The organism is Polaribacter sp. MED152, assembly GCF_000152945.2.
Taxonomy (GTDB): domain Bacteria; phylum Bacteroidota; class Bacteroidia; order Flavobacteriales; family Flavobacteriaceae; genus Polaribacter.
The window spans coordinates 140,754-167,086 of the sequence record NC_020830.1; the positions used below are offsets into that span (position 1 = coordinate 140,754).

Here is a 26,333-nt window from a genome sequence, read left to right on the forward strand (position 1 = left end):
TTATCCTTGTTCTGCTTGAATAGCGGTTAATAAAACAGTATTGAAAATATCATCTACAGTACAGCCTCTACTTAAATCGTTTACGGGCTTATTCAAACCTTGTAACATAGGGCCAATTGCTAAAGCTCCAGTTTCCCTTTGAATAGCTTTGTAAGTATTATTACCAGTATTTAAATCAGGGAAAATTAATACAGATGCTTGCCCAGCAACAGCTGAATCTGGCATTTTAGTTTTTGCAACAGACATGTCTACAGCTGCATCATATTGTATTGGACCTTCTATCTTTAAACTTGGTTCTTTTGTTTTTACAATATCAGTAGCTTTTCTAACTTTTTCTACTTCTTCACCTTTTCCAGAGCTTCCTGATGAATAGGATAACATTGCCACTTTTGCTTCTATACCAAAGGCTTCTGCAGATTGTGCAGATGAAATTGCAATTTCTGCTAATTGTTCTGCATTCGGATTTGGATTTACAGCACAATCACCCATAACAGAAACTCTATCTGACAAACACATAAAAAATACTGAAGAAACTACAGAAACACCAGGTTTGGTTTTTATGATTTGTAAGGCAGGTTTTATAGTGTGCATAGTTGTGTGTACAGCTCCAGAAACCATACCATCAGCTAAACCATTTAGAATCATAAGTGTTCCAAAATAAGATACATCTCTTGTTAAATCTTTTGCTGTGGTTTCTGTCATTCCTTTATGCTTTCTAGCCTCATAAAGTGTTTTGCCAAAAGCATCATTATGAATGGAATCTTCAGGGTTTAAAACTTGAATTTGTTCGAGATCAATCTGAATTCCTAATTGATTACACTTGGCCTGAATTTCTCTTTTATCTCCTAATAAAGTTAAATCAACAATATTTAAAAGTTGTAATCTAGCTGCAGCTCTAATAATTCTTTCGTCATTTCCTTCTGGCAATACAATATGCTTTTTATGTGCTCTTGCGCTTTGCAGTAAATTGTATTGAAACATGCTTGGCGTTAATCTTTCAGAATTAAAATTAGAAAGCGTATTTGTTAATCCTGTTGCGTTTACATGCGCATCAAAAGTGTCTAAAGCTAATAAAATCTTTTTTCTGTTAGTTGCATAAATTTTAGGTTTTACAGCACCTATTTTGTTTGATATGCCAAATGTGCCTCCTTTTACAGAAATAATTGGAATGGTAGATTGTACTCCTTCAATCAACTTGATAATTGAATCTTCAGGAATTAAGCCACCAGTTAAAATGATTCCAGAAATATTAGGGTAATTGCTAGATGCATTTGCTTGTAAAGCACCTAAGATAATATCTGCTCTATCTCCAGGAGTTATAACAAGTGCATTGTTTTTAATGTGAGTAAGGTAATTTCTTAGTTGCATTGCTCCAGTACTGAAACTTCCAATAGCATTATCTAAAAATTGTTCTCCAAATAAAACTTTACCCTCTAATTCTTCTACAACTTCTTTTACTGTTGGATAAGCTAAAAAATCTACTTTCGGAATTACATCTATTTGTATGTCTCCTGCAATTGATTTTGCTAGTTGATCTTTTACATACTCAATTTCGTCAGTTTCTGTTTTATTCGCAATTAAACCAATAACATCCACTTCTTTCTGAATAAAAGAGTTGTAGGTTAATTGCATTGTATTGATAAAATCCTTTTTCTTTTTACCATTTCCTGCACCAACAATTAAAACAGGAATTCCTAAATTTTTGGCAACCATTAAATTCACGTCAATTTCAGTAAAACCACCTTCACCTGAAAAATCTGTTCCTTCTACTAAAACGTAATCGAATCTTTGTTCTAAGCTTTTGTATTTGCCAATTATTTTATGAATTATTTCATCTTCTTTTCCTTCGCTTAACAACTCTACAACTTCACTTTGCTCGTAAACATGGCAATCATTGTAGTCTAGGTCTAAATTAAAAAAGTTAATAGCCGTGTTTGTGTGGTTATCAAAACTATCGGTTTTGCTTTTGTTGATAATTGGTCTGAAATAGCCCACTTTTGTAGATTTAGTCAGCATCATTCTTAAAACGCCAAGTGATATTAAAGATTTACCACTATTTGGTTCTATGGTTGTAACGTAAATTGCTTTACTCATAGCTTTATGTGTTTTATTTAAAATGTAAGAACTTCATAGTTCTACCATTTTTCAATTCTTCTCTAGCTTTTTTATGGTTTTTTTCAAATGTTTCCAAATCAGTAAACTTACAAATGCCATATGAATAGTGATATTTAAGTAATTCAAAATCATTTTCTAATAGTTTTTTGTTGTTTCTTAAGCATGAGGAAAACATACTTTCACAAGGCAATAATCTAGAAACAGAGAAATTGCCTAAAGACCTGTAAAAGAATTGATAAATATAGTTTAGATGTATTTCTTTAGATACGTTTTCATATTTGGTTAAGTTGATCTCAAGTTGAGTATTATAAATTTTATTCTTATACCATTTATTGTAATAATTTATATAATTATTGTTTGTTATTTCTTTGGAAAGCTTATTAGAATTCTTTCTATCTAGTTGATAAATTAAATAATTTGCTTTTTCTTTAGAATCTACAAATGAAATATTTAAAGAGTCTATATTATTTGATAGTTTTAATGATTTCTCTTTGATTTTATTCATATAAAAACTATCCAAAGATGCATCAAAGTATATTTTTATTGGTTGTTTCCATAGCTTCATATACTTCTTTTTCTCATTTTTCCTTAAATGATGTTTTTTATAAACTAAATCTTTATAAACGTCTAGGAATAAGGAGTCTTTAAATTCGTAATCTATGCTTTTAGAGTGTGAGTATCTTGGATCATTGTCTAAGATAAGTGTATCATTATTAAAAATCTGATACTTTCCCTTTTCAAATGATATATTTCTGTTTGGATACTTCTTTTTATAATCTTCAATTTTTAGAAATCGGTATTTTTTATTTTCTTGAGAACTAATATTATTAGTTAATGAAAAAAAAGTTAAAAGAATAAGAATTAATCTTTTTGACATAGGCTAATAATTAAACTTGTAAAACTCCCATATTAAATTTTTTCTCAATAGGAGCGTGGTTTGCAGCTTCTATTCCCATAGAAATCCAAGTTCTTGTATCAAGAGGATTTATAACTGCGTCTGTCCATATTCTTGCAGCAGCATAATAAGGAGAAATCTGTTTGTCGTATCTCGATTTTATTTCTTCGAACAATTCAGCTTCTTTTTCTGGTGTAATTTCTTCACCTTTCTTTTTTAGTGATGCTGTTTCTATTTGCAATAAAACTTTTGCTGCAGAATTACCACTCATTACAGCAAGTTCAGCACTTGGCCAAGCTACAATTAAATTAGGATCGTAAGCCTTGCCACACATTGCATAATTTCCTGCTCCATAAGAATTACCAATAACAATAGTGAATTTTGGTACAACAGAATTACTCACTGCATTTACCATTTTTGCACCATCTTTAATAATTCCTCCATGTTCAGATTTTGAACCCACCATAAAACCTGTAACATCTTGCAAGAATACCAATGGTATTTTTTTCTGATTACAATTAGCTATAAAACGTGTGGCTTTATCAGCAGAATCGTTATAAATAACTCCACCAAATTGCATTTCAGTTGGTTTAGTTTTAGAAGCTGTTGTTTTTACTAATTTTCTTTGATTAGCTACGATACCAACAGCCCAACCATCAATTCTTGCATAACCAGTTAAAATGGTTTGTCCATAACCCTCTTTATATTGTTCAAATTCAGATTTGTCTACTAAACGCTTAATGATTTCTAACATATCATATTGCGCATTTCTTTCTCTTGGTAAAATTCCGAAAATATCATCTTGATTTTCTTTAGGCTCAAAAGATTCAGTTTTGCTAAAACCTGCTTTATCAAAATCACCAATTTTGTCTACGATGAATTTAATTTTATCTAATGCATCTTTATCATCTTTAGCCTTGTAATCAGTAACTCCAGATATTTCACAGTGAGTTGTTGCACCACCTAAAGTTTCATTATCTATACTTTCTCCAATTGCAGCTTTTACTAAATAACTACCTGCAAGAAAAATACTGGCAGTTTTATCTACAATTAAAGCCTCATCACTCATAATCGGTAAATAAGCACCACCTGCAACACAACTTCCCATAACTGCAGAAATTTGTGTGATGCCCATAGAACTCATAACTGCATTGTTTCTAAAAATTCTTCCAAAATGTTCTTTGTCAGGAAAAATTTCATCTTGCATTGGTAGGTAAACCCCTGCAGAATCTACTAAGTAAATAATTGGTAGTTTATTTTCTATAGATATTTCTTGTGCTCTTAAATTCTTTTTACCTGTTATTGGAAACCAAGCACCAGCTTTAACTGTTGCATCATTGGCAACTACAATGCATTGTTTTCCTTTAATGTAACCAATTTTAACAATAACACCTCCTGAAGGGCATCCTCCATGTTCTTGGTACATGTCTTCACCTGCAAAAGCACCTATCTCAATCGATTTAGTATTGCTATCTAATAAATAATCTACACGTTCACGAGCAGTCATTTTTCCTTTTGCATGAAGTTTATCAATTCTTTTTTGGCCACCACCTAATTTTACGTGGGCAAAACGTTTTTTTAAATCTGAAACTAAAAGTTTATTGTAATCTTCGTTCTTATTGAAGTTAATATCCATAAATTTCTAAAATTTTATCCTGCTAAATTAATGATTTTTAACTGTACGATTTTATAATTTCATCAACAGTTTTTGCAATTTCTTCGTACTTTTCTTTTTTGATTAATCGACTTGGAGAGGCGACTCGATCTGAACAATTTTGTACAGAACAAGTTTCGCAAGTTACACCCACAATTTGTTTCGGAAATGTGTTTTCTTTTAAGAAATTAATTTTCTTTTTTAATTGAGGAGATAGTAACACACCAATAGTTACACTTCTGCTAATATTCTTTTTAAATGGATCTTGTGCTGCTGAGGATAGTACTAAATATTCATTTTTTTGATTTACATATGAAGATATTTGTACGCCAAAAGTAGATCTGTCTTTTTTAGAAGTTTCTAAGGCTTTTATTGTTTTTATAGATGCCCATCTTCTGCAATAATGCTCATTATTTCTATTAGCATGAGGTGCTTGCTGTTGAGTAATGTGCAATTCTTTATTTAGTCTATATTCTTTTGAGTTATTAAAATGTGTAAAGCGTAAAAAGAATAGATTTTTAATATTGAAATACTTTGGAAGTATGTTTGTTAATCGTTGATAGAATGTTTCTTGACTACAATTAAAACTTTTAATAATTTGATGCAGTTTTAAAGAGTTCCATTCTTCTTGAGCAAAGAAATTGGTTAATTTTTCAGTAAGATTTTTTCTCGGAATTATTAAAGCTCCAGCAAAATAAGAAGCTATAAAATTATTAAGAACTTGATCAAAACTTTCAAAGTTTATCCAAGGAAAAGTATATAATCGCTCTTCAATTTTTAAAAAATTGTAAGCTAATTCTTTAGCGTAAATAAAGGTTTTTTGTTCTTCGGATATTTTTGGATCTACTAACAATATTTTTTTAGACGGAATGTAAATGTTACGTAAACCTTCTAAATGTTTGTGTTTTTTTAACTCGGAAGTGTCAATCTCGTAATTAAATTCTTCAACTAAAATTTCTTCTAAATCCTTCGATTTTATGCGTTGAGACAAATTAATGTGATAAGCTTTTGCAAACTTTTCCACATCACTTTCTATATCATCAAAGTAATTATTGTGCGCTTCTTGGTAAGAACGCAAAGAGGCTAAGAAAAAGCTTTCTCTAGTTAAATTATAGTTCTGAGCAATTTTTATAATGGTGCTAATGAATGCATTAACTTTAGCTGGTGCATTTGCAATAATATCAATAAGAACATTTTCTTTGATGCCAAATAGATTTAAAGGAATTTCTTTTAGAATTTTTGATTGTAAAATCTCTCCAATAGGTGCTAAATTTTTATCAAGTTTTAGTGATACTAAATTGTCATAAGAAACCTCTAAACTTTCAGAAAGTAAAAGAATTTTGTCGGTTTTTGGATATTTTTTTCCTTTCTCTATTTCATTTAAATAAGATTTAGATAAGCCAGAAAGCTTGGCCAAACCAAAAAGAGATAAGTTTCTCTCTGTTCTTATCTGTTTTAGTTTTAATCCAAAAATTAACCTTATGTATTCGTCTTCAATTGTCATAAATTCAAAGATATATAAAATTAGCGAAATCGAATAAAGTTTAATTTTATACAAATTTAGCGAACGTTCGCTTGTAGAGTTTAAAATTTATTTATATCATTGCAAAGTAAGTTTTAAATAAATAGTTATGTATGAACAAGTAATTTCTAGAACAATTGAGTTTGAAGGTTTCGAAACTGAAACGTACAAATCAATCTTAACCCCAGAAGCGCAAGCCTTTTTGATTAAACTTCATGATAAGTTTAATGATCAGAGGTTAAAACTGTTAGAAGACAGAAAAATTGAACAGGCATATTTTGATGCAGGTAATTATCCAACGTTTCCAAAAGAAACAGAATCTATTAGAAACTCTAATTGGTTGTGTGCTTCTTTGCCAAAAGATTTATTAGATAGACGTGTTGAGATTACAGGTCCTGTAGATCGTAAAATGGTAATTAATGCACTCAATTCTGGTGCTAAAACATTTATGGCAGATTTTGAGGATAGCAATTCTCCTAGTATTCAGAATAATTTAAACGGTCAAATTAATCTAAGGGATGCAAATTGTAAAACGATAAGTTTCTATAATGAGAAGAAAAATAAAAGGTATCAATTAAATGATGATACTGCCACTTTATTGGTTAGGCCTAGAGGTTTACATTTAAATGAAAAATACTTCAAAATTGAAGGAGAGGCAATGTCTGGTTCATTAGTAGATTTTGGATTGTACTTTTTTCATAATATTAAAACATTGCAAGAACAAGGTTCTGCAACTTATTTCTACCTGCCTAAATTAGAACATTATTTAGAAGCTCGTTTTTGGAATGATGTTTTTGTATTTGCTCAAGACGAACTAAATATTCCACAGAAAACAATTAAGGCTACAGTTTTGGTAGAAACAATTACTGCTAGTTTTCAGCTAGATGAAATAATTTATGAATTGAGAAGCCACATGGCTGGTTTAAATTGTGGTAGATGGGATTATATTTTTTCTTACATCAAAAAGTTTAGAAATCATACCAATTTTATGGTGCCTAACAGAGGTCAAGTTACAATGAGTTCACCTTTTATGAAGGCATATTCTCTAAGAGTTATACAAAGATGTCATAAAAGGGGAGTTCATGCAATGGGTGGAATGGCTGCTCAGATTCCAATAAAGAATGATGAAATGGCCAATCAAGTTGCCTTTAGAAAAGTTATAAATGATAAGGAGTTAGAGGTTAAAAATGGTCATGATGGTACTTGGGTCGCACATCCTGGTTTGGTTAGTGTTGCTATGGCTGTTTTTAACGAAAACATGCCAACAAAAAATCAGATTCACGTAAAAAGAAATGATTTAAATATTTCTGAAGCAGATCTTGTAGAAATGCCTCAAGGAAGCATTACAGAAGAAGGTATTAGGAAAAACATTAACGTTGGTATTTTATATATAGAAAGCTGGTTAAGAGGAAATGGAGCTGCTGCAATCTATAATTTAATGGAGGATGCTGCTACTGCTGAAATTTCTAGAACACAGGTATGGCTTTGGTTACATAACAACATCAAGATTGATGGAAATCAAGTTTTTAATGCAGAGATGTATCAACAATTGAAAATGGAAGAATTAGAAAAAATTAAAACTTTAGTAGGAGAAAATACATTTAACAATGGTAAATTTTCTTTGGCTACAGATTTATTTGATGAATTGGTCTTATCTAAAGAATACAAAGAATTTTTAACCTTAGACGCTTATCAATATATTTAAAAAAAATGTCTCGCAACTACTGCAATAGTTAACGAGACCTAATTACTAAAATCGCAAAAACTTTAATAATCAAAAAACAAAATTATGAAAAATTTATCACAACCTAGTTACAGCTCTGCATTAGAAACAGTTCAAAATTTAAAGAAGAAGTTTGGTGGATCTTGGCAATCAATTAATGCAGAGAATGCTGCAAGAATGGTTACGCAAAATCAATTTAAAACAGGTTTAGATATTGCAAAATATACAGCAGGTATTATCAGAAAAGATATGGCTGAATATGATGCAGATTCAAGTAAGTACACTCAATCTTTAGGTTGCTGGCATGGCTTTGTTGCTCAACAAAAAATGATATCTGTAAAGAAACATCATAAAACAACAAGTAAAAGATATTTATACTTATCTGGATGGATGGTTGCTGCTTTACGCTCTGAATTTGGGCCATTACCAGACCAATCTATGCATGAGAAAACTGCTGTTCCAGCCTTAATTGCAGAAATCTATGATTTTTTAAGACAAGCAGATGCTATTGAACTGAATGATTTATTCAGACGTTTAGAAAATGGGGAAGATGTGCAGTCTGAAATAGATAATTTCGAGTCTCATATTGTGCCAATTATTGCAGATATAGATGCTGGTTTTGGTAATGAAGAGGCAACTTATTTATTGGCAAAAAAAATGATTCAAGCTGGTGCTTGTGCATTACAAATAGAAAACCAAGTTTCTGATGCTAAACAATGTGGGCATCAAGATGGAAAAGTGACTGTGCCTCATGAAGATTTTATTGCAAAATTAAATGCAATTCGATATGCATTTATAGAATTGGGTGTAGAGGAAGGAGTAATTGTGGCTAGAACAGACTCTGAAGGTGCAGGTTTAACCCAAAAATTACCTGTAAGCCAAGAACCAGGAGATTTAGCGTCACAATATTTAGCATTTGTAGATGCTGAAGAAATCACTTTAAATGAAGCTAAAGAAGATGAGGTTTTAATGAAAAGAGGAGGTAAGTTGTTAAGACCAATTCGTTTGGCTAATGGTTTGTACAAATTTAAAGAAGGTTCTAATATAGATAGAGTAGTTTTAGACTGTATTACAAGCTTACAAAATGGAGCAGATCTTCTTTGGATTGAAACACCAACGCCTAATGTAGCGCAAATTGCTTCTATGGTAAACAGAGTTAGAAAAGTGGTTCCAGATGCTAAATTGGTTTATAATAATTCGCCTTCGTTTAATTGGACGTTAAACTTTAGAAAACAAGTGTATGAAGAAATGGCATCTACAGGTTTAGATATTTTACATTATGATAAAGAAAACTTAATGGATGAGAAATATGATGGTTCTTACCTTTGTAAACGAGCAGATGAAAAAATTAGAACGTTTCAAATGGATAGTTCAAGAGAAGCAGGTATTTTTCATCATTTAATTACATTGCCTACATACCATACAACAGCATTGCATATGAATGATTTAACAGAGGGTTATTTTGGTGAGCAAGGTATGTTGGCTTATGTAAAAGGAGTTCAAAGACAAGAAATAAGAAAAGGTGTTTCTTGTGTAAAACATCAAAGAATGGCTGGTTCTGATTTGGGTGATGACCATAAAACTTTTTTTGCTGGAGATAAAGCATTAAAAGCAGGTGGTACAAAGAATACGTCAAATCAATTTGAATCTGGTAAGGCAAATAAAAAAGCCAAAATAGAAGTTTCTAAAGTGGCTTAGGTTAAGTAGTATTTTGAAAAAGAAAATTGTAAAATCTCTTTGAATTCGCATTCAAAGAGATTTTTATTTTATAAATCTCTCTTTAATAATAATCTATAAGATAAGTAAATGAATATAAAAGTCCATGCTGACACTATAAGCACGTTAGAAACTTCTACAGCATAACTTTTTGTAAATATTTCACCCATAGTATTTGCTGCAGATCTAACTGCGCCCAATCTAGAAAAAGGCTCCTTAATTAAATTAGCCATAGCTTCTAAAGGTAAAAATTGCATAATAGCGTCTACTTTTTCGCCTGTATTTTCTGCACTTTGAAATTGCCAATACAAATATCCTTTAAACATGCTTTCTATAATTAACCACACAAACATTGCACCAACAGCAAAAGCAGATCTTTTAACTAAAATCCCTAGGAATAAACCAAAAGAGAAAAACCCAACAAGCTTTACAAAAAAGGCTAATAAGTAATCTAAATCAGAAACGATTATTGAAAATTCATCAAAATCTGAATAAACAAGACCTAGAATTAAAGAAACAATAAATACAAATAGGGTAGAAATAAGCGCAAAAGCAATTACCGTATAAAATTTAGATAGAATAAATTCCTTTTTACTTAAACCATCTATCAAGTTTTGTTTTAAGGTTTTATAACTGTATTCGTTAGACATCATTGATACTATCACCAACAATAAAAAGAATTTTAAAATTGCAGCTATGTAAGTGTTAAAGTGCCAGATGTAAGGAAAATTAAAAATACCAGCATCTGCTAAATGTAATTTAAAATCGCCAAACTCAAATTTAATTGCGGCTATTAAAGCGATTGAAGTTAAAAGTCCGAAGTAAATTATAGACAATACTTTACTGGCTTTATTATATCTTAATTTATGAAATTCTATAGTAAGAAGTCTTAACATGACTGTGTTTTTTAGTTGATTAGTTGTTTTTTGTTAAATCTAAAAATTGTTGCTCTAAACTTGGTTTACGTTTTACCAAATGGCTTAAAACCAATCCGTTTTTAAATAACAAACTGTTTATTTCAGAAGCAGAAATTTCATTATTTAGTGTAGCAATAATTTGATCTTGTTCTTTTGTCACTTTTAATATTGCCTCATGATTTTCTAACAAAGAAATTAATTTCTCTTCATCAGTATCTACTTTCAATTCAAATAAACCTTTAGAAGCAGTCATTTCATCAACCCTACCAGAATATAATTTTACTCCTTTTCTAATTACAACTACATGGCTACAAACTTTTTCTACTTCGTCTAACAAGTGCGATGCTAATAAAATAGTAGTGCCATTTGCAGCAATTTTTTTTATAATTTCTCTAATTTCATGAATTCCTTGAGGATCTAAACCGTTTGTAGGTTCATCTAAAATTAAAATTTCAGGATCGTTTAACAAAGCAGAAGCAATTGCCAAACGTTGTTTCATACCTAAAGAAAACGTACTAAACTTGCTGTTTCTTCTTTCAAAAAGATTAACCGTTTGTAATTTCTCATCTATTTTTTCTGTAGATATTCCTTTTATTCTACAGATTAACGATAGATTTTGAGTGGCTGTCATGTATGGGTAAAAATTAGGTCGCTCAATTATAGCGCCTACTTTTTTTAAAGCTTCATGTGTAGATAATTTTCCATCAAACCAAGAAAACTCTCCAGAAGTTCGGTTAACAACATTTAAAATGATGCCTAAAGTGGTAGATTTTCCACTTCCATTTGGGCCAAGAATTCCGTAAACATTACCTTTTTGAATATCAAAAGATAAATCGTTTACAGCATGAACTTTGCCATATTTTTTGTCAAGATTTTTGAGTGATAAGATAGTTTCCAATGCAATTGATTTAGTCAGTTATAAAAAGTAAGACGACTAAAGTACAATTTTGTTACGAAAACTTTTAAAGTGCTCTCTAAGAAAAATCGTTAATAATCATTAAAATCAAAGTCATCATAATGCCCAAATTCGTCATTTAAATCATCTTCATCCTCGAATTCATTACCCATTTTATCTGCAACAAATTCCTTTTCTGGAGCCTCATTTGGTATTTCACCAACTTCTAAAATAGTTTGTGGCAAATCTTCTCTTTTGTCATTATTTATTTCTACAACATCAACATAGAATGTCCACATATTTAGAAAGTCGTACACATAAATAAGTTTATTGTTTTCTTCTGGTAAAGTTTCGTTTAAGATGCATGTTTGCATAGATATTGCTTCACCTGCTTCTGCCATATTAAATAACGGAATTTCTTCACCTTGATTCCATTCATCATCAGTTCTGTAAAAAGAAGCCATTTCTTGCCCTTCAAAACCAAAAGCTTTAGCAATTATGTAGTGTAAACTTTCTAGATTAATTGTATCATCAACCAAAACAGTTCTTAAAACATCTTCTTTTGTGTCTAAAATAATTCTTATTTTGTACATAAACTTACATCATTTTCAGTGGCAAAAATACGACAATTTATACGTATTTTTACATCACAAACACTTAGAAATGGATACAGAAAGTCTTTTAGCTGCTTTTAATGCGCGTAATAAAAATACGTTGATGGAAACACTTGATATTGAATATGTTGCTATTGGGGATGATTTTTTGACTGCTAAAATGCCTGTTTCACCAAAAGTACATCAACCTTATGGGCAATTGCATGGAGGTGCAACTGCTGCATTAGCAGAAACTGTGGGTAGTGCAGCATCTAATTTTTTTATTGATAATAAAAATCAGTTTATAAACGGAATTCAACTTTCTATAAATCATATAAAAAGTAAAAGAGAAGGTACTGTTTTTGCAACCGCAAAAAACATTCATAAGGGAAAAAGCACGCATTTATGGGAAGTTACCATTGTAGATGAACAAGATAATTTAATTTCTGTTGCTAAAATGACAAACATTGTTTTAGCGAGAAAGTAGTATGAAGAAATTAAAGAAATTTTTAAAATACTTCTTTATCTTGTTAGGTTTGGGCCTAGTTTTAGGCTATTTTTCGTTTTATTATTTTACAAAACCTAAGTCTGATAATCAAATTATAAGCGAATTTTCCGAGTTAAATATTCAGCCAGAACTAGCCTATGAAGATTTTAAGGGATTTTCTTATCGTAAAATTAAAATTACAAATGGAAAGAATTTGCCAACCATGGTTTTTGTACATGGCACAATTGGCTCTTCTGTAGATTTTATAGGTTATATGAGCGATTCTGTTTTGGCTAAAAGGGCTAATTTTATTAGTTATGATAGAGTTGGCTACAATTATAAAGATGAGAATGAAACTCAAGAATCGATTGCTTTTGAAAGAGATTTATTGCAAAGTATAACCAAAGATTTAGAACCAAAAGAAACAATTGTGGTTGGGTATTCTTATGGAGGTCCAATTGCATTGGCAGATACCAACAATTATAAAAAAACAATTCTTATAGCGCCAGCAGTGTATCATAAGGTAGAGCCACAGTTTTGGTTTATAAATATTTATAAATGGCAACTTACAAGATGGTTGGTTCCTAGAGTATGGAAACAAGCAGGTAAAGAAAAGTTGTCTCATGTAGAAGATTTACAAAATTTTGATGATAATTGGACAGCTAATAAGAATGCATTACTTAGCATTCATGGTACAGCAGATGTAATTGTACCTTTCTCTAATTCTGAATATTTAGAGAAGCAATTTCCAAAAAATCAATTTGATTTAGTAAAAATTCCTGGTGGAAGACACTTTCTAATTTGGGAAGATTTTGATATTATAAAAGAAGAATTCTTAAAAAGTTTAGATTGATTATTTTTAATAAAATACAAGAATATTTTACAAGTAATATGCCATTTGTGGCCTACAGTAAGCCAAATGAAAATTTGTTATCTGCTTTTTTTATGCAGAATGATGATTTGCAATTGATTGAAAATTTTGAAGTGTCAGGTTTTGTATTTGCGCCTTTTAATGAAGTTGATGATGCTGTTCTGTTTCCTCTTGAAGAAGCTGAATTCTTGAGTGAAAATATAAATTTCAATCTACTAGAAACTCAAAATAAATCTATCTTAGAAAGCGATTACCTTGATGAAACTAGAGTTAATCATATTTCAATAGTAGAAAAGGCAATTCATAAAATAAAAAATACAGATTTAGAGAAAATTGTTATATCTAGAAAAGAGTTAGTTCGTATTTCTAATTTTGATTTATTAACGGTTTATAAATCTTTATTAAAAAAATATCAAAACGCTTTTGTATATGTATGGTTTCACCCTAAAGTTGGTTTATGGTTGGGTGCAACTCCTGAAACCTTGTTACATGTGGAAGAAAATCATTTTAAAACTATGTCTTTGGCAGGTACACAAGTGTATCAAGAAAATGTAGCACCTGTTTGGAAATTTAAAGAATTGGAAGAGCAGCAGCTTGTTACTTACTTTATTAAAAATCAATTGAGAACTATTTCATCAAATTTAAAAATTGATGATACAGAAACTATTAAAGCAGGAAATTTATTGCATTTAAGAACTAAAGTAGAAGGGAAGCTCAAAAGTAGTTCTAGTTTAGAGGTTTTAATTAGAGCTATTCATCCAACTCCTGCTGTATGTGGTTTACCAAGAAAAGAGGCTAAAGAATTTATACTAAAAAACGAAGGTTATAATAGAACCTATTATACTGGATTTTTAGGAGAACTAAATTTAGTGAAACCAGCTAATTCTAATGAGAAAACGCAACTTTATGTAAATTTAAGATGCATGTCTGTAAAAAATGATGTTGCAACAATTTATGTAGGAGGTGGAATTACAAAAGATAGTATTGCAGAAAAGGAATTTGAAGAAACAGTTTCTAAAAGTAAAACCATGAAAACTGTTTTGTAAAAATACAAAACCGTAACTAATAAAAGTTACGGTTTTGCAAGTGTAAAATTGAATTTGAATTAAAATCGTTTAAAAAGAGTTCTCTTTTTAAATATCGTCGAAAGAAACATCAGTAAAACTCTTTGCAGAGGTAGTTTCTTCTTTATTTGAATTATCTTCTTTCTTAAAGTCTTTCTGATGACGTTCAGAAATTACTTCATCTCCTTTTTCTGCAACAATATAATCTGTTGCTTTTTTTAACATCTCATGAAAATCTGAGAAATCTTCTTTGTAAAGATATATTTTGTGTTTTTGATAATGGAAAGAGCCATCATCGTGTGTAAACTTTTTGCTTTCAGTTACTGTTAGATAATAATCATCTGCTTTGGTTGCTCTTACATCAAAAAAATACGTTCTTCTACCAGCTCTAAGTACTTGTGAAAAAATTTCTTCTTGTTCAACTCTCTCTGCCATAATCTTTAAAATAGTTGTTATCTTCTAATTGTTGTTGTTACAAATCTAATAAAATATTTTACTTAGCAATGATAAACATTAATTTTCTTTTTCTAAAAGTTGCTGCTCATACAGGTCTTTGTAGTAGCCTTCTGTTTCTATTAGTTGATTATGAGTTCCTTGTTGTGAAATTTTACCATCATCTAAAACTATAATTTTATCAGCATTTTTTGCAGATGAAACTCTGTGGCTTATAATAAAGGTTGTTTTGTTCTTTGATACCTTTTCTAAATTAGAAAGTATTTTTTCTTCAGTTTCAGTATCTACAGCAGATAAACAGTCATCAAAAATTAAAATCTTCGGATTCTTTATAATCGCTCTAGCAATAGAAACTCTTTGTTTTTGTCCTCCAGATAAAGTTACTCCACGTTCACCTAAAATAGTGTCATAGCCATTTGTGAATTCTACAATATTATCATGCACAACTGCATTTTTTGCAGCTTCAATAATTTCTTCTTTGCTTGCTTCTTCTTTACCAAATTTAATGTTGTTACCAATAGTATCTGAAAACAAGAATGGATCTTGAGGTACAAAACCAATTTGGTTTCTAATGTCATTAAGATTGGCATCTATAATTGGTTTATCATCCATTAAAATAACTCCATCTGTAACATCATATAATCTAGAAATTAGCTCTATTATAGTTGATTTACCAGAGCCTGTTTTACCTAAAATAGCTAAGGTTTCACCTGCATTTACGGTTAAATCTATATTTTTTAAGGCTGTAATATTTGTGTCTTCATAAGTGAAAGAAACATTTTGAAATGTTACTTTACCATTAATAGGAGTTGGGCTTTCATTGTTATTCTGAATAGCTGGAACTTCATCTAAAAATTCATTAATTCTAGCTTGCGATGCTTCTGCTTGTTGCACCATAGATGTAACCCAACCAACCACAGCAACTGGCCAAGTTAAAATGTTTACATACATTATAAATTCAATGATTACTCCAGACTGAATTTCGCCATTTATGTAGCGTAAACCTCCAACATAAATTACAATCAAATTACTAATACCAATTAGTAAAATCATTAAAGGGAAAAAAAGCGCATTTGCTTTTTGTAAATCGATATTCTTCTCTTTACTTTCATCAGCAATCTCGTCAAAATCTCTAATGATTGAGCGTTCTATTCCATAAGATTTTACTACATCAATTCCAGAAAAGAATTCTTGATTAAAGGTGGTAAGTTTCGATAGGTATTGCTGAACAATTGTACTTCTTTTATGAATTACTTTAGATAAAATAAAGATCGAAATCGACAGTAAAGGAAAAGGAATTAGTGTATATAGAGTAAGTTGCTTATCAACCTGAATCATTTGAGTAAAACCAACAGCAAAAAGTACAATCATATTCATAGTGTACATAATTGCTGGCCCTACATACATTCTTACTTTAGAAACATCTTCGCTAATTCTATTCATTAAATCACCAGTTCTGTTTTGTTTGTAAAAACTCAACGATAATTTTTGATATTGTTGGTAAATCTCATTTTTTAAATCAAACTCAATTAACCTAGAAGTAACAATTATAGTTTGTCTCATTAAAAAAGTGAAAAATCCACTTAGTAAAGCCACACCTATTATTATAAGAACATTCATTAAAAGCTCATGTTTAACAGCAGCTAAATCTTTAACTGTGTTGTCTAAATAATCTTCTACTATATTAAAAGAGTTACCAATAATTCTAGGTACTTGCAATGCAAGTAGTTTAGAAAGTATGGTAATGAGCAAACCTATTATAATTCGCCATTTATATTTCGAAAAGTATTTATTAAGATATTGTAATGCTTTCAATGAAAATATATTAAAAAGAAAGCACGAAGATACGAGTTTCAAAAAGATAAATTTTCTTAAAAAAGAATTAAAAAGAGAGTTGTTAAAAGTAAAATAATACTACTTTTGCAGAGCAACCAAAGCAAATTATTTAAGTTCTTTACAATGATTAACAGAAGACATATTCGAGTTAAAGTAATGCAATCTGTATATGCCATGCAACAGTCTCATAATGATGATATGGTAAGAGAAGAAAAGTTTTTAAAACACAGTATTTTAAAAATTTTCGATTTATATGTTTTAAACATACAGCTGCTTGTAGAAGTACAAAAATTAGCCTCAAAAAAGATTGAGTTGTCTAAAAAGAAAATTTTAGCAACTTCAGATGATCTTAAGCCAAACACAAAATTTATTGACAATAAAGTAATTAATTCCATTGCAGAAAGCATTAGCATGGAAAGTTATTTGGAAGTGAACAAACTAAACAATTGGTCTTTAGATGACGAGTATGTAAAAATTATTTTTGATGAACTTCAAAAAAGTGATTTATATAAGGATTACTTAGAAAATAAAGAAGATTCATTTAAAGTTGATAAAACTTTTGTGCACGATTTTTACAAAGAAATAATAGCACCAAACGAAAAGTTGGCAGATTATTATGAAGATAAAATGATTTCTTGGGTAGATGATATTCCTTTTGTGAATACTTGGGTTTTAAAAACTTTAAGTAAGCAAAAAGAGTCTAAAAGTTTTATTTTAGGCAATTTATACAAAGATAAAGACGATGAAGATTTTGTTGCAGATTTGTTTAGAAAAACAATGTTAAAGCACAAAACTTACGAACAAGATATTACAGACAAAACTCCTAATTGGGAAACAGATAGAATTGCTGATATTGATATGATCTTAATAAAAATGGCAATTACAGAATTTGTAAATTTTCCATCAATACCTGTAAGAGTAACTATTAATGAATACATAGAAATAGCAAAAGATTATTCTACAACCAAGAGTAGTTATTTTATAAACGGAGTTTTAGATAAAATTTCTAAAGAGTTTACAAAAGATAAAAGAATCGTAAAAATAGGAAGAGGTTTATTATAAATTTGTAAACTCCATTTTTTATTCATTATTTTTACAAAAATTAATATAACATGAAAAGATCAACAATTTTAATAGCGTTTTTAGCAACATCAATGGCTTTTATTTCTTGTGGGAATAACAGTAATGCATCATCTAAAATTAATAAGGATAACTTAGAAAATGCAAAAAACAGAGATGTAGAAATTAAAGACACAGCAGCATCAGTAACTTTTGACGAAACTGAATATGACTTTGGTACTGTAACAGAAGGTGAAATTGTAGAAACTGTTTTTAAATTAACAAACTCTGGTAATACAGATTTAGTAATTACAGATGCACAAGTAACTTGTGGTTGTACAGTTCCTGTTTGGCCTAAAAAACCAATTAAACCAGGAGCAACAGAAGAAATTCAAGTAAGATTTAATACAAATGGTAAAAGTAATAGACAACAAAAGAATATTACTTTAATTACAAATACTGAATCTGGAAGAGAAATATTAACGCTTAAAGGTATGGTTACCCCAAAAGCATAATTACATTTATAAATGGATTCAGGAAGTTTAGCAAGTATGTTGCCATTTTTGGCAATGATTTTAGTCTTATATTTTTTTATGATAAGACCACAAATGCAACGTCAAAAGAAAGAAAAAGCATTTCAAGCAGAAATTAAAAAAGGAACAAGAGTAATTACTGCTAGTGGTATTCATGGTAAAATTGTAGAAATTAATGCTACAGATAATACTATAACATTAGAAACAGGAGCAGGTAAAATTAAATTTGAACGTTCTGCAATTTCTATGGAATTAAGTAAAAAATTATTAGCACCAGCTAAAAAATAAAACTTACTTAGAAAATATTGAAGTGAGCTTTTTCTTTTAAGAGAAAGCTCACTTTTTTGTTAGCAGGCTTTTTGTTAGATTGCAGTAAAATAAAAGAGTATTGAAAACTTCTAAAAAAATACCTAAAACATTTTTCGTTTTTGTTGTAATATCATTCTTTATTTGGTTGTTAATAACCTTTTCTAAAGAATATGTTACAGAGGTTACTTTACCAGTACAATATTCAAATATTCCTCAGAATAAATTGCTTCAAAAAGCACCTATAAAAGAGCTAAATTTATCTATAAAAGCAACAGGATTTAAAATTGCAATAACAGAATTACGCAAGAAAATAATTACTATAGATGCTTCGAAATTGCAACAAAAGAAAGCAAATCAATATTACATTCTAACCAGAAATCAATTTTTAAATATTCAAAAGCAGCTAATGAATGGCGTTGATTTGCAAGAAATTGAGAAAGATACCATCAATTTAAATATAGATGAATTAGCTTCTAAATACGTTGCTCTTAAGCCAAATTTAGAGCTAGAGTATCATATTGGTTATGATTTGTTGAATGAAGTTTCAATTCAGCCAGATTCAATTCTAATTTCTGGTCCTTCTTCTCAAATAGAAAGTATAAGTCAGTTAGAATTAGAGAACTTAACCTTAACTGATATTAAATCAGATTTTAGCCATGAGTTGTCAATACTTCAACCAAAAGATTTAGAAAACATAAAACTAACTACTTCAACTGTCACAATTAATGGTAGTGTAGATAAGTTTACAGAGGGTACTATAAATGTACCTTTCACCATCAATAATTTACCAGATAATGTGAATGTGACAATATTAAATGAAGAAATACAAATAGTATTTGTTGTGGCATTGTCTAATTTTAATGAAGTATCTAAATCTTCATTTAAGGTTGAGTGCGATTATGAAATGTCTGCCAATAACGATTTAAGTTATTTGATACCTAAGATTACACTTAAACCAAGTTTTGTAAGAAGTGTAAAACTTTATCCTTCTAAAATTGATTTCCTAATTCAGAAATAGCATGAAAATAGTTGGTTTAACAGGGGGAATTGGAAGTGGTAAAACTACTGTTGCAAATTTATTTGCTGAATTCAACAATGTTGCAGTTTATATAGCTGATGTTGAAGCTAAGAAATTAATGAACAGCTCTGCAGTTATTAAAGAAAAAGTAGAACTTGAATTTGGTAAAGAATCTTATAAAAACAATGAGTTAGACAGAAATTATATTTCAAATATTGTATTTAAAGATAAATCGAAACTTCAAATCTTAAATAAAATTGTGCATCCAGAGGTAAGGAAGCATTTTCAAGATTTTATTAAAAAACAAACAAATAAAGCATTCATAATTTATGAAGCTGCTATTTTATTTGAAAGCAAAAGTAATTTATTGTGCGATTTTATAATTACGGTTTACGTAGACTTAGAAACTAAAATTGAGCGAGTTATTTCTAGAGATAATACCACTAAAAAAGAGGTGTTCAATCGTATGAAAAATCAGTTAAAAGATACTCCAAAATTACTACAATCTAACTACGTGATTTTCAATAAAAACATTCCAGAGACGAAACTTCAAGTCGAAAAAATCCACAAAATTTTAACAGAAAAAGCGTAATAGGTTTTATTATTATCAGTGATTTTGTTAAATTGTTCTTAAAATTGAACTAAATCTGTTAATCAACGTTAAAATCGAGATTTTCAATTTTTTAAAAACTTAACTTTGATTTATGGGCAAAAAAATGTTTGTTCTTATCGTAATTTTAATGAGCATTTCCTTGATAGGAATTATTGCTGTGCAACTCTATTGGATAGACAATGCTGTAAAGAGTAAAAAGCAACAATTTAGCAACGATGTTAAGATTTCTTTAATTAGAGTTGCTGAGCGAATTAATGAAAAAGAGCAAGATTTAATTGACAGAAAAATAGAGGGTATGATTGAAAATATTGGTTTGGCAAATGCAGCGCAAATCAAGAATTACTTCTTTCAAGAAATAGATACTACCTCAAAACAAACCTTTTCTTTAGGAGCTACTTATTTAGAAGAAAATTTTAAGCTTCCAGTAGAAGAGTTTTTAGATAATGATAGTATTATTTTAAAGCGTATTTCTGGTAAAAAGGATTTTTTCCAAACAAAAACTTTTTCGGGTATAGATAGCAAATCAACATCAGAAGGTATAAGAACTTCGTTTACCAAACGTTATACAAACTTAGAAAAAGAGTACAATTACGAAACCTTTAGAAGTTTATTTGAGAAAAAACCAATTAACCAGAGAGTAAGTAATAGAGAATTAAATGCAACTATAAAAGACGAATTAAATAAGAAAAATATTTTCTTAGATTTTAAATATGGTGTTTATGGTGTAGATGGTTTGGCAACAAAGTTAAAGTCTGGTTATTATACAATTGATAAGAAAGATAGTTACAGACATCCTTTGTTTTTTGATTCAGACAATCTGCCAATTCACTATTTATACGTAACATTTCCTACAGAAGACAAACATATTCTTTCAGGAATTTCAGGTATTTTATTGTTATCTCTGTTTTTTATTTTTATTATCATAATAGCTTTTTCAAGTTCATTATACCAATTAATAAAGCAAAAGAAAATTTCAGAAATTAAAACGGATTTCATTAATAATATGACTCATGAGTTTAAGACGCCAATTGCAACAATTAACTTGGCAATAGACTCTATTAAAAATCCAAAAATAATAGCAGATCAAGAAAAAGTAATTCGTTATGTAAATATGATTCGTGACGAAAATAAACGAATGCATACACAAGTAGAAAATGTGTTACGAATTTCTAGATTAGAAAAGAATCAATTGGAGATTAGTAAGGAAACTGTAGATATTCACGACATAATAGAAGAGGCTATTAGTCATGTTCATTTGCTAATCAATGATAGAGGAGGAAGTGTAGAAACACATTTTGAAGCTTTAACTCCAGAGATTATTGGTAATGAGTTTCATTTAACTAATGTGGTTGTAAACATGTTAGAAAATGCAATAAAATATACAGAAGGTGCACCAAAAATTGATGTTTATACAGAAAGCACCAATAAGTTTTTCATCTTTAAAATAAAAGATGAAGGAATAGGAATGACAAAGAGTGTTCAAAAGAATGTTTTTGATAAATTTTATAGAGAGCAAAAAGGTAACATACATGATGTAAAAGGTCATGGATTAGGCCTGGCTTATGTAAAAGAAATTGTTGATAAACATCATGGAACAGTTTTTGTAGAAAGTGAAAAAGGAAAAGGAAGCATATTTACAGTAAAATTACCTTTAATTTAAAAGTTTAAAAATGGGAAGTAAAAAGATTTTGTTAGTAGAAGACGATCCAAATTTTGGAACGGTTTTAAAAGACTATTTAGCGTTAAACGATTATAACGTTACACATGCCAAAGATGGTATAGAAGGCTTAATCATGTTTAAAAACAGTGATTATGATTTATGTATTTTAGATGTAATGATGCCAAGAAAAGATGGTTTTTCTTTAGCCCAAGACATTAGATCTACAAATAAAGAAGTGCCAATTATATTTTTAACCGCTAAAACATTAAAAGAAGATGTTTTAAAAGGTTACTCGGTTGGTGCAGATGATTATTTAAATAAACCATTTGATTCTGAGGTTTTATTGCACAAGATTAAAGCAATTTTACAAAGAAAAGAATCAGATAAATCTACAGAATCAGAACAATTTGAATTTAATATTGGTTCATTCTTTTTCAATTCTAAATTAAGACATTTATCTGTTGGTGAAGATGGTGAACCTAGTAAATTATCGCCAAAAGAAAGTAAATTATTACGAATGTTGGCAATTCACAAAAACGATTTAATGCCAAGAGAATTGGCTTTAACTAAGATTTGGAGAGATGATAACTACTTCACTTCTAGAAGTATGGATGTTTATATCGCCAAACTTCGTAAATATTTAAAAGAAGACGATCAGGTTGAAATTTTAAATATTCATGGAGAAGGATTTAGATTAGTAGATAAATCTTAAAACGATTACCTTCCCTTAAATATATAACTCAACTTATTTTTTAAGTTGAGTTTTTTTGTATTTTTATACTATGGCTGATTTTATTCGAATTTATAACGAAAACCCTAATCCTAAAGAAATTCAAAAAGCGGTTAAGGTTTTAAAAAACGGAGGTTTAATAATCTATCCAACAGACACTGTTTATGGTTTGGGGTGTGATATTACAAATACAAAAGCCTTAGAAAAAATAGCTTTGATTAAAGGTATAAAGTTAGATAAGGCAAATTTTTCTTTTGTTTGTAATGATTTAAGTCACCTTTCAGATTACGTTAAACAATTAGATTCGCCAACCTTTAAATTGCTCAAAAGAGCTTTACCTGGGCCTTATACCTTCATTTTACCAGGAAGTAATAATTTGCCAAAAGTCTTTAAGAAAAGAAAAACAGTTGGTATCCGAATTCCTGATAACAATATTGCTAGAACATTAGTTGAGGCATTAGGTAACCCAATTGTATCTTCATCTATTAGAGATGATGATGATATTTTAGAGTATACTACAGATCCAGAATTGATTTACGAAAAATGGAATAATTTGGTAGATTTAGTAATTGATGGTGGTTATGGAGATAATCAAGCATCAACAATTATTGATTTAACAGATAATGTACCAGAAGTAATTAGAGAAGGTAAAGGGAGTTTAGATGTACTTTAATCTTATTTTAATTGATTAAATTTTTTTCTGCCTAACACAAAGTATTGCCAAACAATGCTTGTATGCAAATTGTAATCTTGTGTTTTACTTAGTTGTTTTCTCTTACCTAAAAATTTTATGAAATTTCTATAAAAGCTAAGGTGTGCTTTTAAAATGGCTAAAGTATGCACTGGCTTTAATTCAATTATAAATTTTATACCTGCAATTCCATCTAATACTAACCTTGAAAATATAACAAACAGAAACCATTTTTTAGGGACATTTTTTACCACATTCAGCAAGCTATTTCTAAAATTTAAAAATGTTTTTCTAGGATTAGTCTCTTGTAATGTTGCACCTCCAACATGATAAACAGTAGAAGTACCTATGTATTTTATGGTAAAACCTAAGTTTTGAGTTCTCCAACACAAATCAATTTCTTCTTGATGTGCAAAATAATCTTCATCAAAACCTTTTAGTTGATGAAAAACTTCAGACTTAATAAAAAAACAAGCACCAGAAGCCCAAAAAATATCTGCAATATCATCAAATTGATTTTGGTCTGTTTCTAAATGATTAAAAACACGCCCTCTGCAATAAGGATATCCAAATAAATCTATAAAACCACCTGCAGCTCCTGCATATTCAAATTTTGTTTTATTCTTAAAATCTAAAATTTTCGGTTGAACAATGGCTGTGTTTTTGTTTTTTTGAAACTCATTAGTGATTGGTTTTAGCCAATCTTGAGTAACTTCAATATCAGAATTTACCAAGCCATAAATATCAGCATCAACAGAAAGTAGGGCATCATTATAACCTTTGGCATAACCACCATTTACTTTGTTTTCAATAATTTTTACGGTAGGATAAAATTGTTTAATAAATGAAATAGAATCGTCTGTAGATGCATTATCTGCAACATAAACTTCTGCTTCTGGTAAGCTGAAATTTACAACTGAGGGTAAAAACTCTTCTAAAAGTTGTTTACCATTCCAATTTAATATAACAATCGCTGTTTTCAAGGTTGCGAATTTACATTATATAACTGAGTTTTTTAATAAAGTTTTCTTAATTGTAATCAGGAATGTCTTTTAAAAAAACATAATTTTCATTCTCAAAATCCATTTTGCAATAAAAATGATGTAAACCATTGGTAACAATTAAGAAGTTTGCTTTAAGCTTTAAGTTGTAACGCGCAATTTGATCAAAAGTATCTTGTGTAATTTTAATCGATGGTGCTTTGCATTCTACTATAATATCAGGATTTCCTAAATTATCGAAAATTAAGATATCTGTTCTTTTTCTGCGGTTATTTATTACCAACTGCTTTTCTAAAGCTATTAAACTTACTGGATATTGTTTTTCTTGAATTAAATACTGCACATAGTGCTGACGAACCCATTCTTCTGGAGTTAACACAAAGTGTTTTTTTCTCAAATTATCGAAAATAAGCACCTTATTTTCGCTATTTTTGAGCTTAAAATTATACTTAGGCAGATTGAGTTTTTGCATCAATCAAAAGTAAGAAAATGAACGAAATTAGAACGATTGTTTCAGATATTAAAAAAGGTGATATAAAGCCCATTTATTTTTTAATGGGTGAAGAACCTTATTATATAGATAAAATTTCTGATTTTATTGAAGAGAATGTTTTAGATGAATCTGAAAAAGGTTTTAATCTGCAGGTAATGTATGGTAGAGATGCAACAATTGAGGATATTGTTTCGTCTGCAAAACGCTATCCAATGATGGCTGAAAGGCAAGTGCTAATTGTTAAAGAAGCACAAGATTTAAGCAGGTCTATTGAAAAATTGGTTGCTTATGCAAGCAATCCTCAGCCAACTACAGTTTTGGTTATTAATTACAAATACAAAAAGTTAGACAAGCGTAAAAAATTACACAAAGCCATTGCTAAAACTGGCTTGGTTTACGAAAGTAAAAAGCTATATGATAATAAAGTAGCAGATTGGATACGTAGAGTTTTAAGTGGAAAAAAATATCAGATAGAGCCAAAAGCAGCTCAAATGCTTGTAGAATTTTTAGGTACAGATTTAAGCAAAATTGCTAATGAATTAGATAAGTTAACTTTAATCTTGCCTCAAGAAACTATTATAAATGATACACATATCGAAGAAAATATTGGGATCTCTAAAGACTTTAATAATTTTGAGTTATTAAAAGCTATTGGAGATAAAAATGTAGTAAAAGCAAATAGAATTATCAATTACTTTGTAGAGAACCCTAAGAATAATCCTACAATAATGACCATTTCTTTACTAAATAATTTTTTTACCAAATTATTGCTATTTCATGGTTTACAAAACAAATCTAAAGATGCTGTTTCTAAAGCGCTTGGAGTCAATATTTATTTTGTAGAAGATTATTTTTCGGCTTCAAGAAATTATCCAATGCGAAAAGTAGCGCAAGTTATAACTATGTTAAGAGATGCAGATGTAAAAAGCAAAGGAGTAGGAGCAAATTTAACGCAAGGTGATATTTTAAAAGAATTGATATTTAAAATTTTACACTAAATTTAGATTATGAAAAACATTTTTAGCAAAGAAATTACGGAAGAAGTAATTGATCGAATCAATAAACTTTCTAAGGATACACAACCAGATTGGGGTACAATGTCTGTAGCACAAATGTTGGCACATTGCAGTGTAACTTACGAAATGGTTTACACCAACAGACATCAGAAGCCAAACGCTTTTACAAGGTGGATTCTTAAAACAATTGTTAAAAGGGCAGTAGTGTCAGAAAAGCCATATCCTAAAAATAGTAGAACAGCTCCTCAGTTTCTAATTACAGATCAAAAGGATTTTTTAAAAGAGAAGAAGAGGTTAGAAAATTATATTATTCAAACTCAAGAATTGGGTAAGTCACATTTTGATGGTAAAGAATCTAATTCGTTTGGTAAACTTACATCAGAAGAATGGAATAATATGTTCTACAAACATTTAGATCATCACTTAACTCAATTTGGAGTATAACATAAAAAAAGCCTGATAGAAATAT

At 29.5% G+C, this 26,333-nt stretch carries 26 protein-coding genes; 15 read left to right on the forward strand and 11 right to left on the reverse strand.

Going from position 1 to position 26,333, the window contains the following annotated elements; genetic code table 11:
* The 4 genes from pta to MED152_RS00570 are packed head-to-tail and all read right to left on the reverse strand — an operon-like array spanning position 1 to position 6,168.
* Complete coding sequence (gene pta, locus MED152_RS00555; protein WP_015479888.1) at positions 1 to 2,094, reverse strand: phosphate acetyltransferase; 2,094 nt, start codon at positions 2,092 to 2,094, stop codon at positions 1 to 3.
* 13 nt (positions 2,095 to 2,107) lie between these two features.
* Positions 2,108 to 2,992, reverse strand: coding sequence for a hypothetical protein (locus MED152_RS00560; protein WP_015479889.1), 885 nt, complete (start codon positions 2,990 to 2,992; stop codon positions 2,108 to 2,110).
* Between the two features lie 10 nt (positions 2,993 to 3,002).
* Positions 3,003 to 4,646: an acyl-CoA carboxylase subunit beta gene (locus tag MED152_RS00565; protein WP_015479890.1), complete on the reverse strand. Its 1,644-nt coding sequence runs from the start codon at positions 4,644 to 4,646 to the stop codon at positions 3,003 to 3,005.
* Between the two features lie 37 nt (positions 4,647 to 4,683).
* Positions 4,684 to 6,168, reverse strand: coding sequence for a helix-turn-helix domain-containing protein (locus MED152_RS00570; RefSeq protein ID WP_015479891.1), 1,485 nt, complete (start codon positions 6,166 to 6,168; stop codon positions 4,684 to 4,686).
* 127 nt (positions 6,169 to 6,295) lie between these two features.
* Here MED152_RS00570 and aceB point away from each other — a divergent pair, with 127 nt between their 5' ends.
* Together aceB and MED152_RS00580 are read left to right on the forward strand one after the other, a co-directional pair.
* Positions 6,296 to 7,891 carry a malate synthase A gene (aceB, locus tag MED152_RS00575; RefSeq protein ID WP_015479892.1) on the forward strand — a complete coding sequence of 532 codons (1,596 nt, stop codon included), beginning with the start codon at positions 6,296 to 6,298 and terminating at the stop codon, positions 7,889 to 7,891.
* Positions 7,892 to 7,975: 84 nt separating this feature from the next.
* Entirely contained in the window at positions 7,976 to 9,607 is a 1,632-nt protein-coding gene (locus tag MED152_RS00580; protein ID WP_015479893.1) for an isocitrate lyase, read from the forward strand.
* A gap of 68 nt (positions 9,608 to 9,675) precedes the next feature.
* On the opposite strand, the gene MED152_RS00585 is transcribed toward MED152_RS00580, so the two are convergent.
* The 3 genes from MED152_RS00585 to MED152_RS00595 all read right to left on the reverse strand — a co-directional run bounded on the left by MED152_RS00585 (position 9,676) and on the right by MED152_RS00595 (position 12,030).
* Positions 9,676 to 10,521, reverse strand: a complete 846-nt coding sequence (locus MED152_RS00585) for an ABC transporter permease (RefSeq protein ID WP_015479894.1) — start codon at positions 10,519 to 10,521, stop codon at positions 9,676 to 9,678.
* A 19-nt stretch (positions 10,522 to 10,540) separates the two neighbouring features.
* A complete protein-coding gene (locus tag MED152_RS00590; RefSeq protein ID WP_015479895.1) occupies positions 10,541 to 11,440 on the reverse strand; it encodes an ABC transporter ATP-binding protein in 900 nt (299 codons plus the stop codon).
* An 89-nt stretch (positions 11,441 to 11,529) separates the two neighbouring features.
* Positions 11,530 to 12,030 carry a hypothetical protein gene (locus MED152_RS00595; protein ID WP_015479896.1) on the reverse strand — a complete coding sequence of 167 codons (501 nt, stop codon included), beginning with the start codon at positions 12,028 to 12,030 and terminating at the stop codon, positions 11,530 to 11,532.
* A gap of 70 nt (positions 12,031 to 12,100) precedes the next feature.
* On the opposite strand from MED152_RS00595, the gene MED152_RS00600 reads away from it, so the two are divergent.
* From MED152_RS00600 to MED152_RS00610, 3 genes are read left to right on the forward strand one after another with little or no spacing between them, the layout of a single operon-like run.
* Positions 12,101 to 12,517, forward strand: a complete 417-nt coding sequence (locus MED152_RS00600) for a PaaI family thioesterase (RefSeq protein WP_015479897.1) — start codon at positions 12,101 to 12,103, stop codon at positions 12,515 to 12,517.
* 1 nt (position 12,518) lies between these two features.
* On the forward strand, positions 12,519 to 13,370 hold the full coding sequence (locus MED152_RS00605; protein WP_041383249.1) for an alpha/beta fold hydrolase: 852 nt from the start codon (positions 12,519 to 12,521) through the stop codon (positions 13,368 to 13,370).
* The gene (locus MED152_RS00610; RefSeq protein ID WP_015479899.1) at positions 13,367 to 14,434 is read left to right on the forward strand and encodes a chorismate-binding protein; all 1,068 of its coding nucleotides are present in this window, start codon (positions 13,367 to 13,369) and stop codon (positions 14,432 to 14,434) included. Before MED152_RS00605 ends, MED152_RS00610 begins: the two co-directional genes overlap by 4 nt.
* Before the next feature lie 87 nt (positions 14,435 to 14,521).
* Here MED152_RS00610 and MED152_RS00615 read toward each other — a convergent pair whose 3' ends face one another.
* Together MED152_RS00615 and MED152_RS00620 are read right to left on the reverse strand one after the other, a co-directional pair.
* Positions 14,522 to 14,887, reverse strand: coding sequence for a PUR family DNA/RNA-binding protein (locus MED152_RS00615; protein WP_015479900.1), 366 nt, complete (start codon positions 14,885 to 14,887; stop codon positions 14,522 to 14,524).
* 78 nt (positions 14,888 to 14,965) lie between these two features.
* Positions 14,966 to 16,720: an ABC transporter ATP-binding protein gene (locus MED152_RS00620; RefSeq protein WP_041383251.1), complete on the reverse strand. Its 1,755-nt coding sequence runs from the start codon at positions 16,718 to 16,720 to the stop codon at positions 14,966 to 14,968.
* A 144-nt stretch (positions 16,721 to 16,864) separates the two neighbouring features.
* On the opposite strand from MED152_RS00620, the gene nusB reads away from it, so the two are divergent.
* The 8 genes from nusB (at position 16,865) to MED152_RS00660 (ending at position 23,336) form a co-directional block, all read left to right on the forward strand.
* On the forward strand, positions 16,865 to 17,803 hold the full coding sequence (gene nusB, locus MED152_RS00625; RefSeq protein ID WP_015479902.1) for a transcription antitermination factor NusB: 939 nt from the start codon (positions 16,865 to 16,867) through the stop codon (positions 17,801 to 17,803).
* Between the two features lie 50 nt (positions 17,804 to 17,853).
* A complete protein-coding gene (locus MED152_RS00630) occupies positions 17,854 to 18,315 on the forward strand; it encodes a DUF1573 domain-containing protein (protein ID WP_015479903.1) in 462 nt (153 codons plus the stop codon).
* Between the two features lie 12 nt (positions 18,316 to 18,327).
* Entirely contained in the window at positions 18,328 to 18,621 is a 294-nt protein-coding gene (yajC, locus tag MED152_RS00635; protein WP_015479904.1) for a preprotein translocase subunit YajC, read from the forward strand.
* Positions 18,622 to 18,721: 100 nt separating this feature from the next.
* On the forward strand, positions 18,722 to 19,660 hold the full coding sequence (locus MED152_RS00640) for a CdaR family protein (RefSeq protein WP_015479905.1): 939 nt from the start codon (positions 18,722 to 18,724) through the stop codon (positions 19,658 to 19,660).
* Between the two features lies 1 nt (position 19,661).
* Positions 19,662 to 20,252 carry a dephospho-CoA kinase gene (gene coaE / locus MED152_RS00645; RefSeq protein ID WP_015479906.1) on the forward strand — a complete coding sequence of 197 codons (591 nt, stop codon included), beginning with the start codon at positions 19,662 to 19,664 and terminating at the stop codon, positions 20,250 to 20,252.
* Positions 20,253 to 20,400: 148 nt separating this feature from the next.
* On the forward strand, positions 20,401 to 21,933 hold the full coding sequence (locus tag MED152_RS00650) for a sensor histidine kinase KdpD (RefSeq protein WP_238559148.1): 1,533 nt from the start codon (positions 20,401 to 20,403) through the stop codon (positions 21,931 to 21,933).
* A gap of 10 nt (positions 21,934 to 21,943) precedes the next feature.
* Positions 21,944 to 22,645, forward strand: coding sequence for a response regulator transcription factor (locus MED152_RS00655; protein WP_015479908.1), 702 nt, complete (start codon positions 21,944 to 21,946; stop codon positions 22,643 to 22,645).
* 70 nt (positions 22,646 to 22,715) lie between these two features.
* Positions 22,716 to 23,336, forward strand: a complete 621-nt coding sequence (locus tag MED152_RS00660; protein WP_015479909.1) for an L-threonylcarbamoyladenylate synthase — start codon at positions 22,716 to 22,718, stop codon at positions 23,334 to 23,336.
* A 2-nt stretch (positions 23,337 to 23,338) separates the two neighbouring features.
* Here the strand turns inward: MED152_RS00660 and MED152_RS00665 are convergent, their stop codons facing one another.
* Positions 23,339 to 24,337: a glycosyltransferase family 2 protein gene (locus MED152_RS00665; protein ID WP_015479910.1), complete on the reverse strand. Its 999-nt coding sequence runs from the start codon at positions 24,335 to 24,337 to the stop codon at positions 23,339 to 23,341.
* A gap of 46 nt (positions 24,338 to 24,383) precedes the next feature.
* Entirely contained in the window at positions 24,384 to 24,827 is a 444-nt protein-coding gene (locus MED152_RS00670; RefSeq protein WP_041383256.1) for a type I restriction enzyme HsdR N-terminal domain-containing protein, read from the reverse strand.
* A 17-nt stretch (positions 24,828 to 24,844) separates the two neighbouring features.
* On the opposite strand from MED152_RS00670, the gene holA reads away from it, so the two are divergent.
* Together holA and MED152_RS00680 are read left to right on the forward strand one after the other, a co-directional pair.
* Complete coding sequence (gene holA, locus MED152_RS00675) at positions 24,845 to 25,846, forward strand: DNA polymerase III subunit delta (protein WP_015479912.1); 1,002 nt, start codon at positions 24,845 to 24,847, stop codon at positions 25,844 to 25,846.
* Positions 25,847 to 25,855: 9 nt separating this feature from the next.
* The gene (locus MED152_RS00680; protein ID WP_015479913.1) at positions 25,856 to 26,308 is read left to right on the forward strand and encodes a DUF1569 domain-containing protein; all 453 of its coding nucleotides are present in this window, start codon (positions 25,856 to 25,858) and stop codon (positions 26,306 to 26,308) included.
* Positions 26,309 to 26,333: the final 25 nt, after the last annotated feature.

Bases quoted from the DNA above. Each gene is read 5' to 3' on its own strand.
- pta (WP_015479888.1), bottom strand. From the start codon at position 2,094: ATGAGTAAAGCAATTTACGTTACAACCATAGAACCAAATAGTGGTAAA.
- MED152_RS00560 (WP_015479889.1), bottom strand. From the start codon at position 2,992: ATGTCAAAAAGATTAATTCTTATTCTTTTAACTTTTTTTTCATTAACT.
- MED152_RS00565 (WP_015479890.1), bottom strand. From the start codon at position 4,646: ATGGATATTAACTTCAATAAGAACGAAGATTACAATAAACTTTTAGTT.
- MED152_RS00570 (WP_015479891.1), bottom strand. From the start codon at position 6,168: ATGACAATTGAAGACGAATACATAAGGTTAATTTTTGGATTAAAACTA.
- aceB (WP_015479892.1), top strand. From the start codon at position 6,296: ATGTATGAACAAGTAATTTCTAGAACAATTGAGTTTGAAGGTTTCGAA.
- MED152_RS00580 (WP_015479893.1), top strand. From the start codon at position 7,976: ATGAAAAATTTATCACAACCTAGTTACAGCTCTGCATTAGAAACAGTT.
- MED152_RS00585 (WP_015479894.1), bottom strand. From the start codon at position 10,521: ATGTTAAGACTTCTTACTATAGAATTTCATAAATTAAGATATAATAAA.
- MED152_RS00595 (WP_015479896.1), bottom strand. From the start codon at position 12,030: ATGTACAAAATAAGAATTATTTTAGACACAAAAGAAGATGTTTTAAGA.
- MED152_RS00600 (WP_015479897.1), top strand. From the start codon at position 12,101: ATGGATACAGAAAGTCTTTTAGCTGCTTTTAATGCGCGTAATAAAAAT.
- MED152_RS00605 (WP_041383249.1), top strand. From the start codon at position 12,519: ATGAAGAAATTAAAGAAATTTTTAAAATACTTCTTTATCTTGTTAGGT.
- MED152_RS00615 (WP_015479900.1), bottom strand. From the start codon at position 14,887: ATGGCAGAGAGAGTTGAACAAGAAGAAATTTTTTCACAAGTACTTAGA.
- nusB (WP_015479902.1), top strand. From the start codon at position 16,865: ATGATTAACAGAAGACATATTCGAGTTAAAGTAATGCAATCTGTATAT.
- MED152_RS00630 (WP_015479903.1), top strand. From the start codon at position 17,854: ATGAAAAGATCAACAATTTTAATAGCGTTTTTAGCAACATCAATGGCT.
- yajC (WP_015479904.1), top strand. From the start codon at position 18,328: ATGGATTCAGGAAGTTTAGCAAGTATGTTGCCATTTTTGGCAATGATT.
- coaE (WP_015479906.1), top strand. From the start codon at position 19,662: ATGAAAATAGTTGGTTTAACAGGGGGAATTGGAAGTGGTAAAACTACT.
- MED152_RS00650 (WP_238559148.1), top strand. From the start codon at position 20,401: ATGAGCATTTCCTTGATAGGAATTATTGCTGTGCAACTCTATTGGATA.
- MED152_RS00655 (WP_015479908.1), top strand. From the start codon at position 21,944: ATGGGAAGTAAAAAGATTTTGTTAGTAGAAGACGATCCAAATTTTGGA.
- MED152_RS00660 (WP_015479909.1), top strand. From the start codon at position 22,716: ATGGCTGATTTTATTCGAATTTATAACGAAAACCCTAATCCTAAAGAA.
- MED152_RS00670 (WP_041383256.1), bottom strand. From the start codon at position 24,827: ATGCAAAAACTCAATCTGCCTAAGTATAATTTTAAGCTCAAAAATAGC.
- holA (WP_015479912.1), top strand. From the start codon at position 24,845: ATGAACGAAATTAGAACGATTGTTTCAGATATTAAAAAAGGTGATATA.
- MED152_RS00680 (WP_015479913.1), top strand. From the start codon at position 25,856: ATGAAAAACATTTTTAGCAAAGAAATTACGGAAGAAGTAATTGATCGA.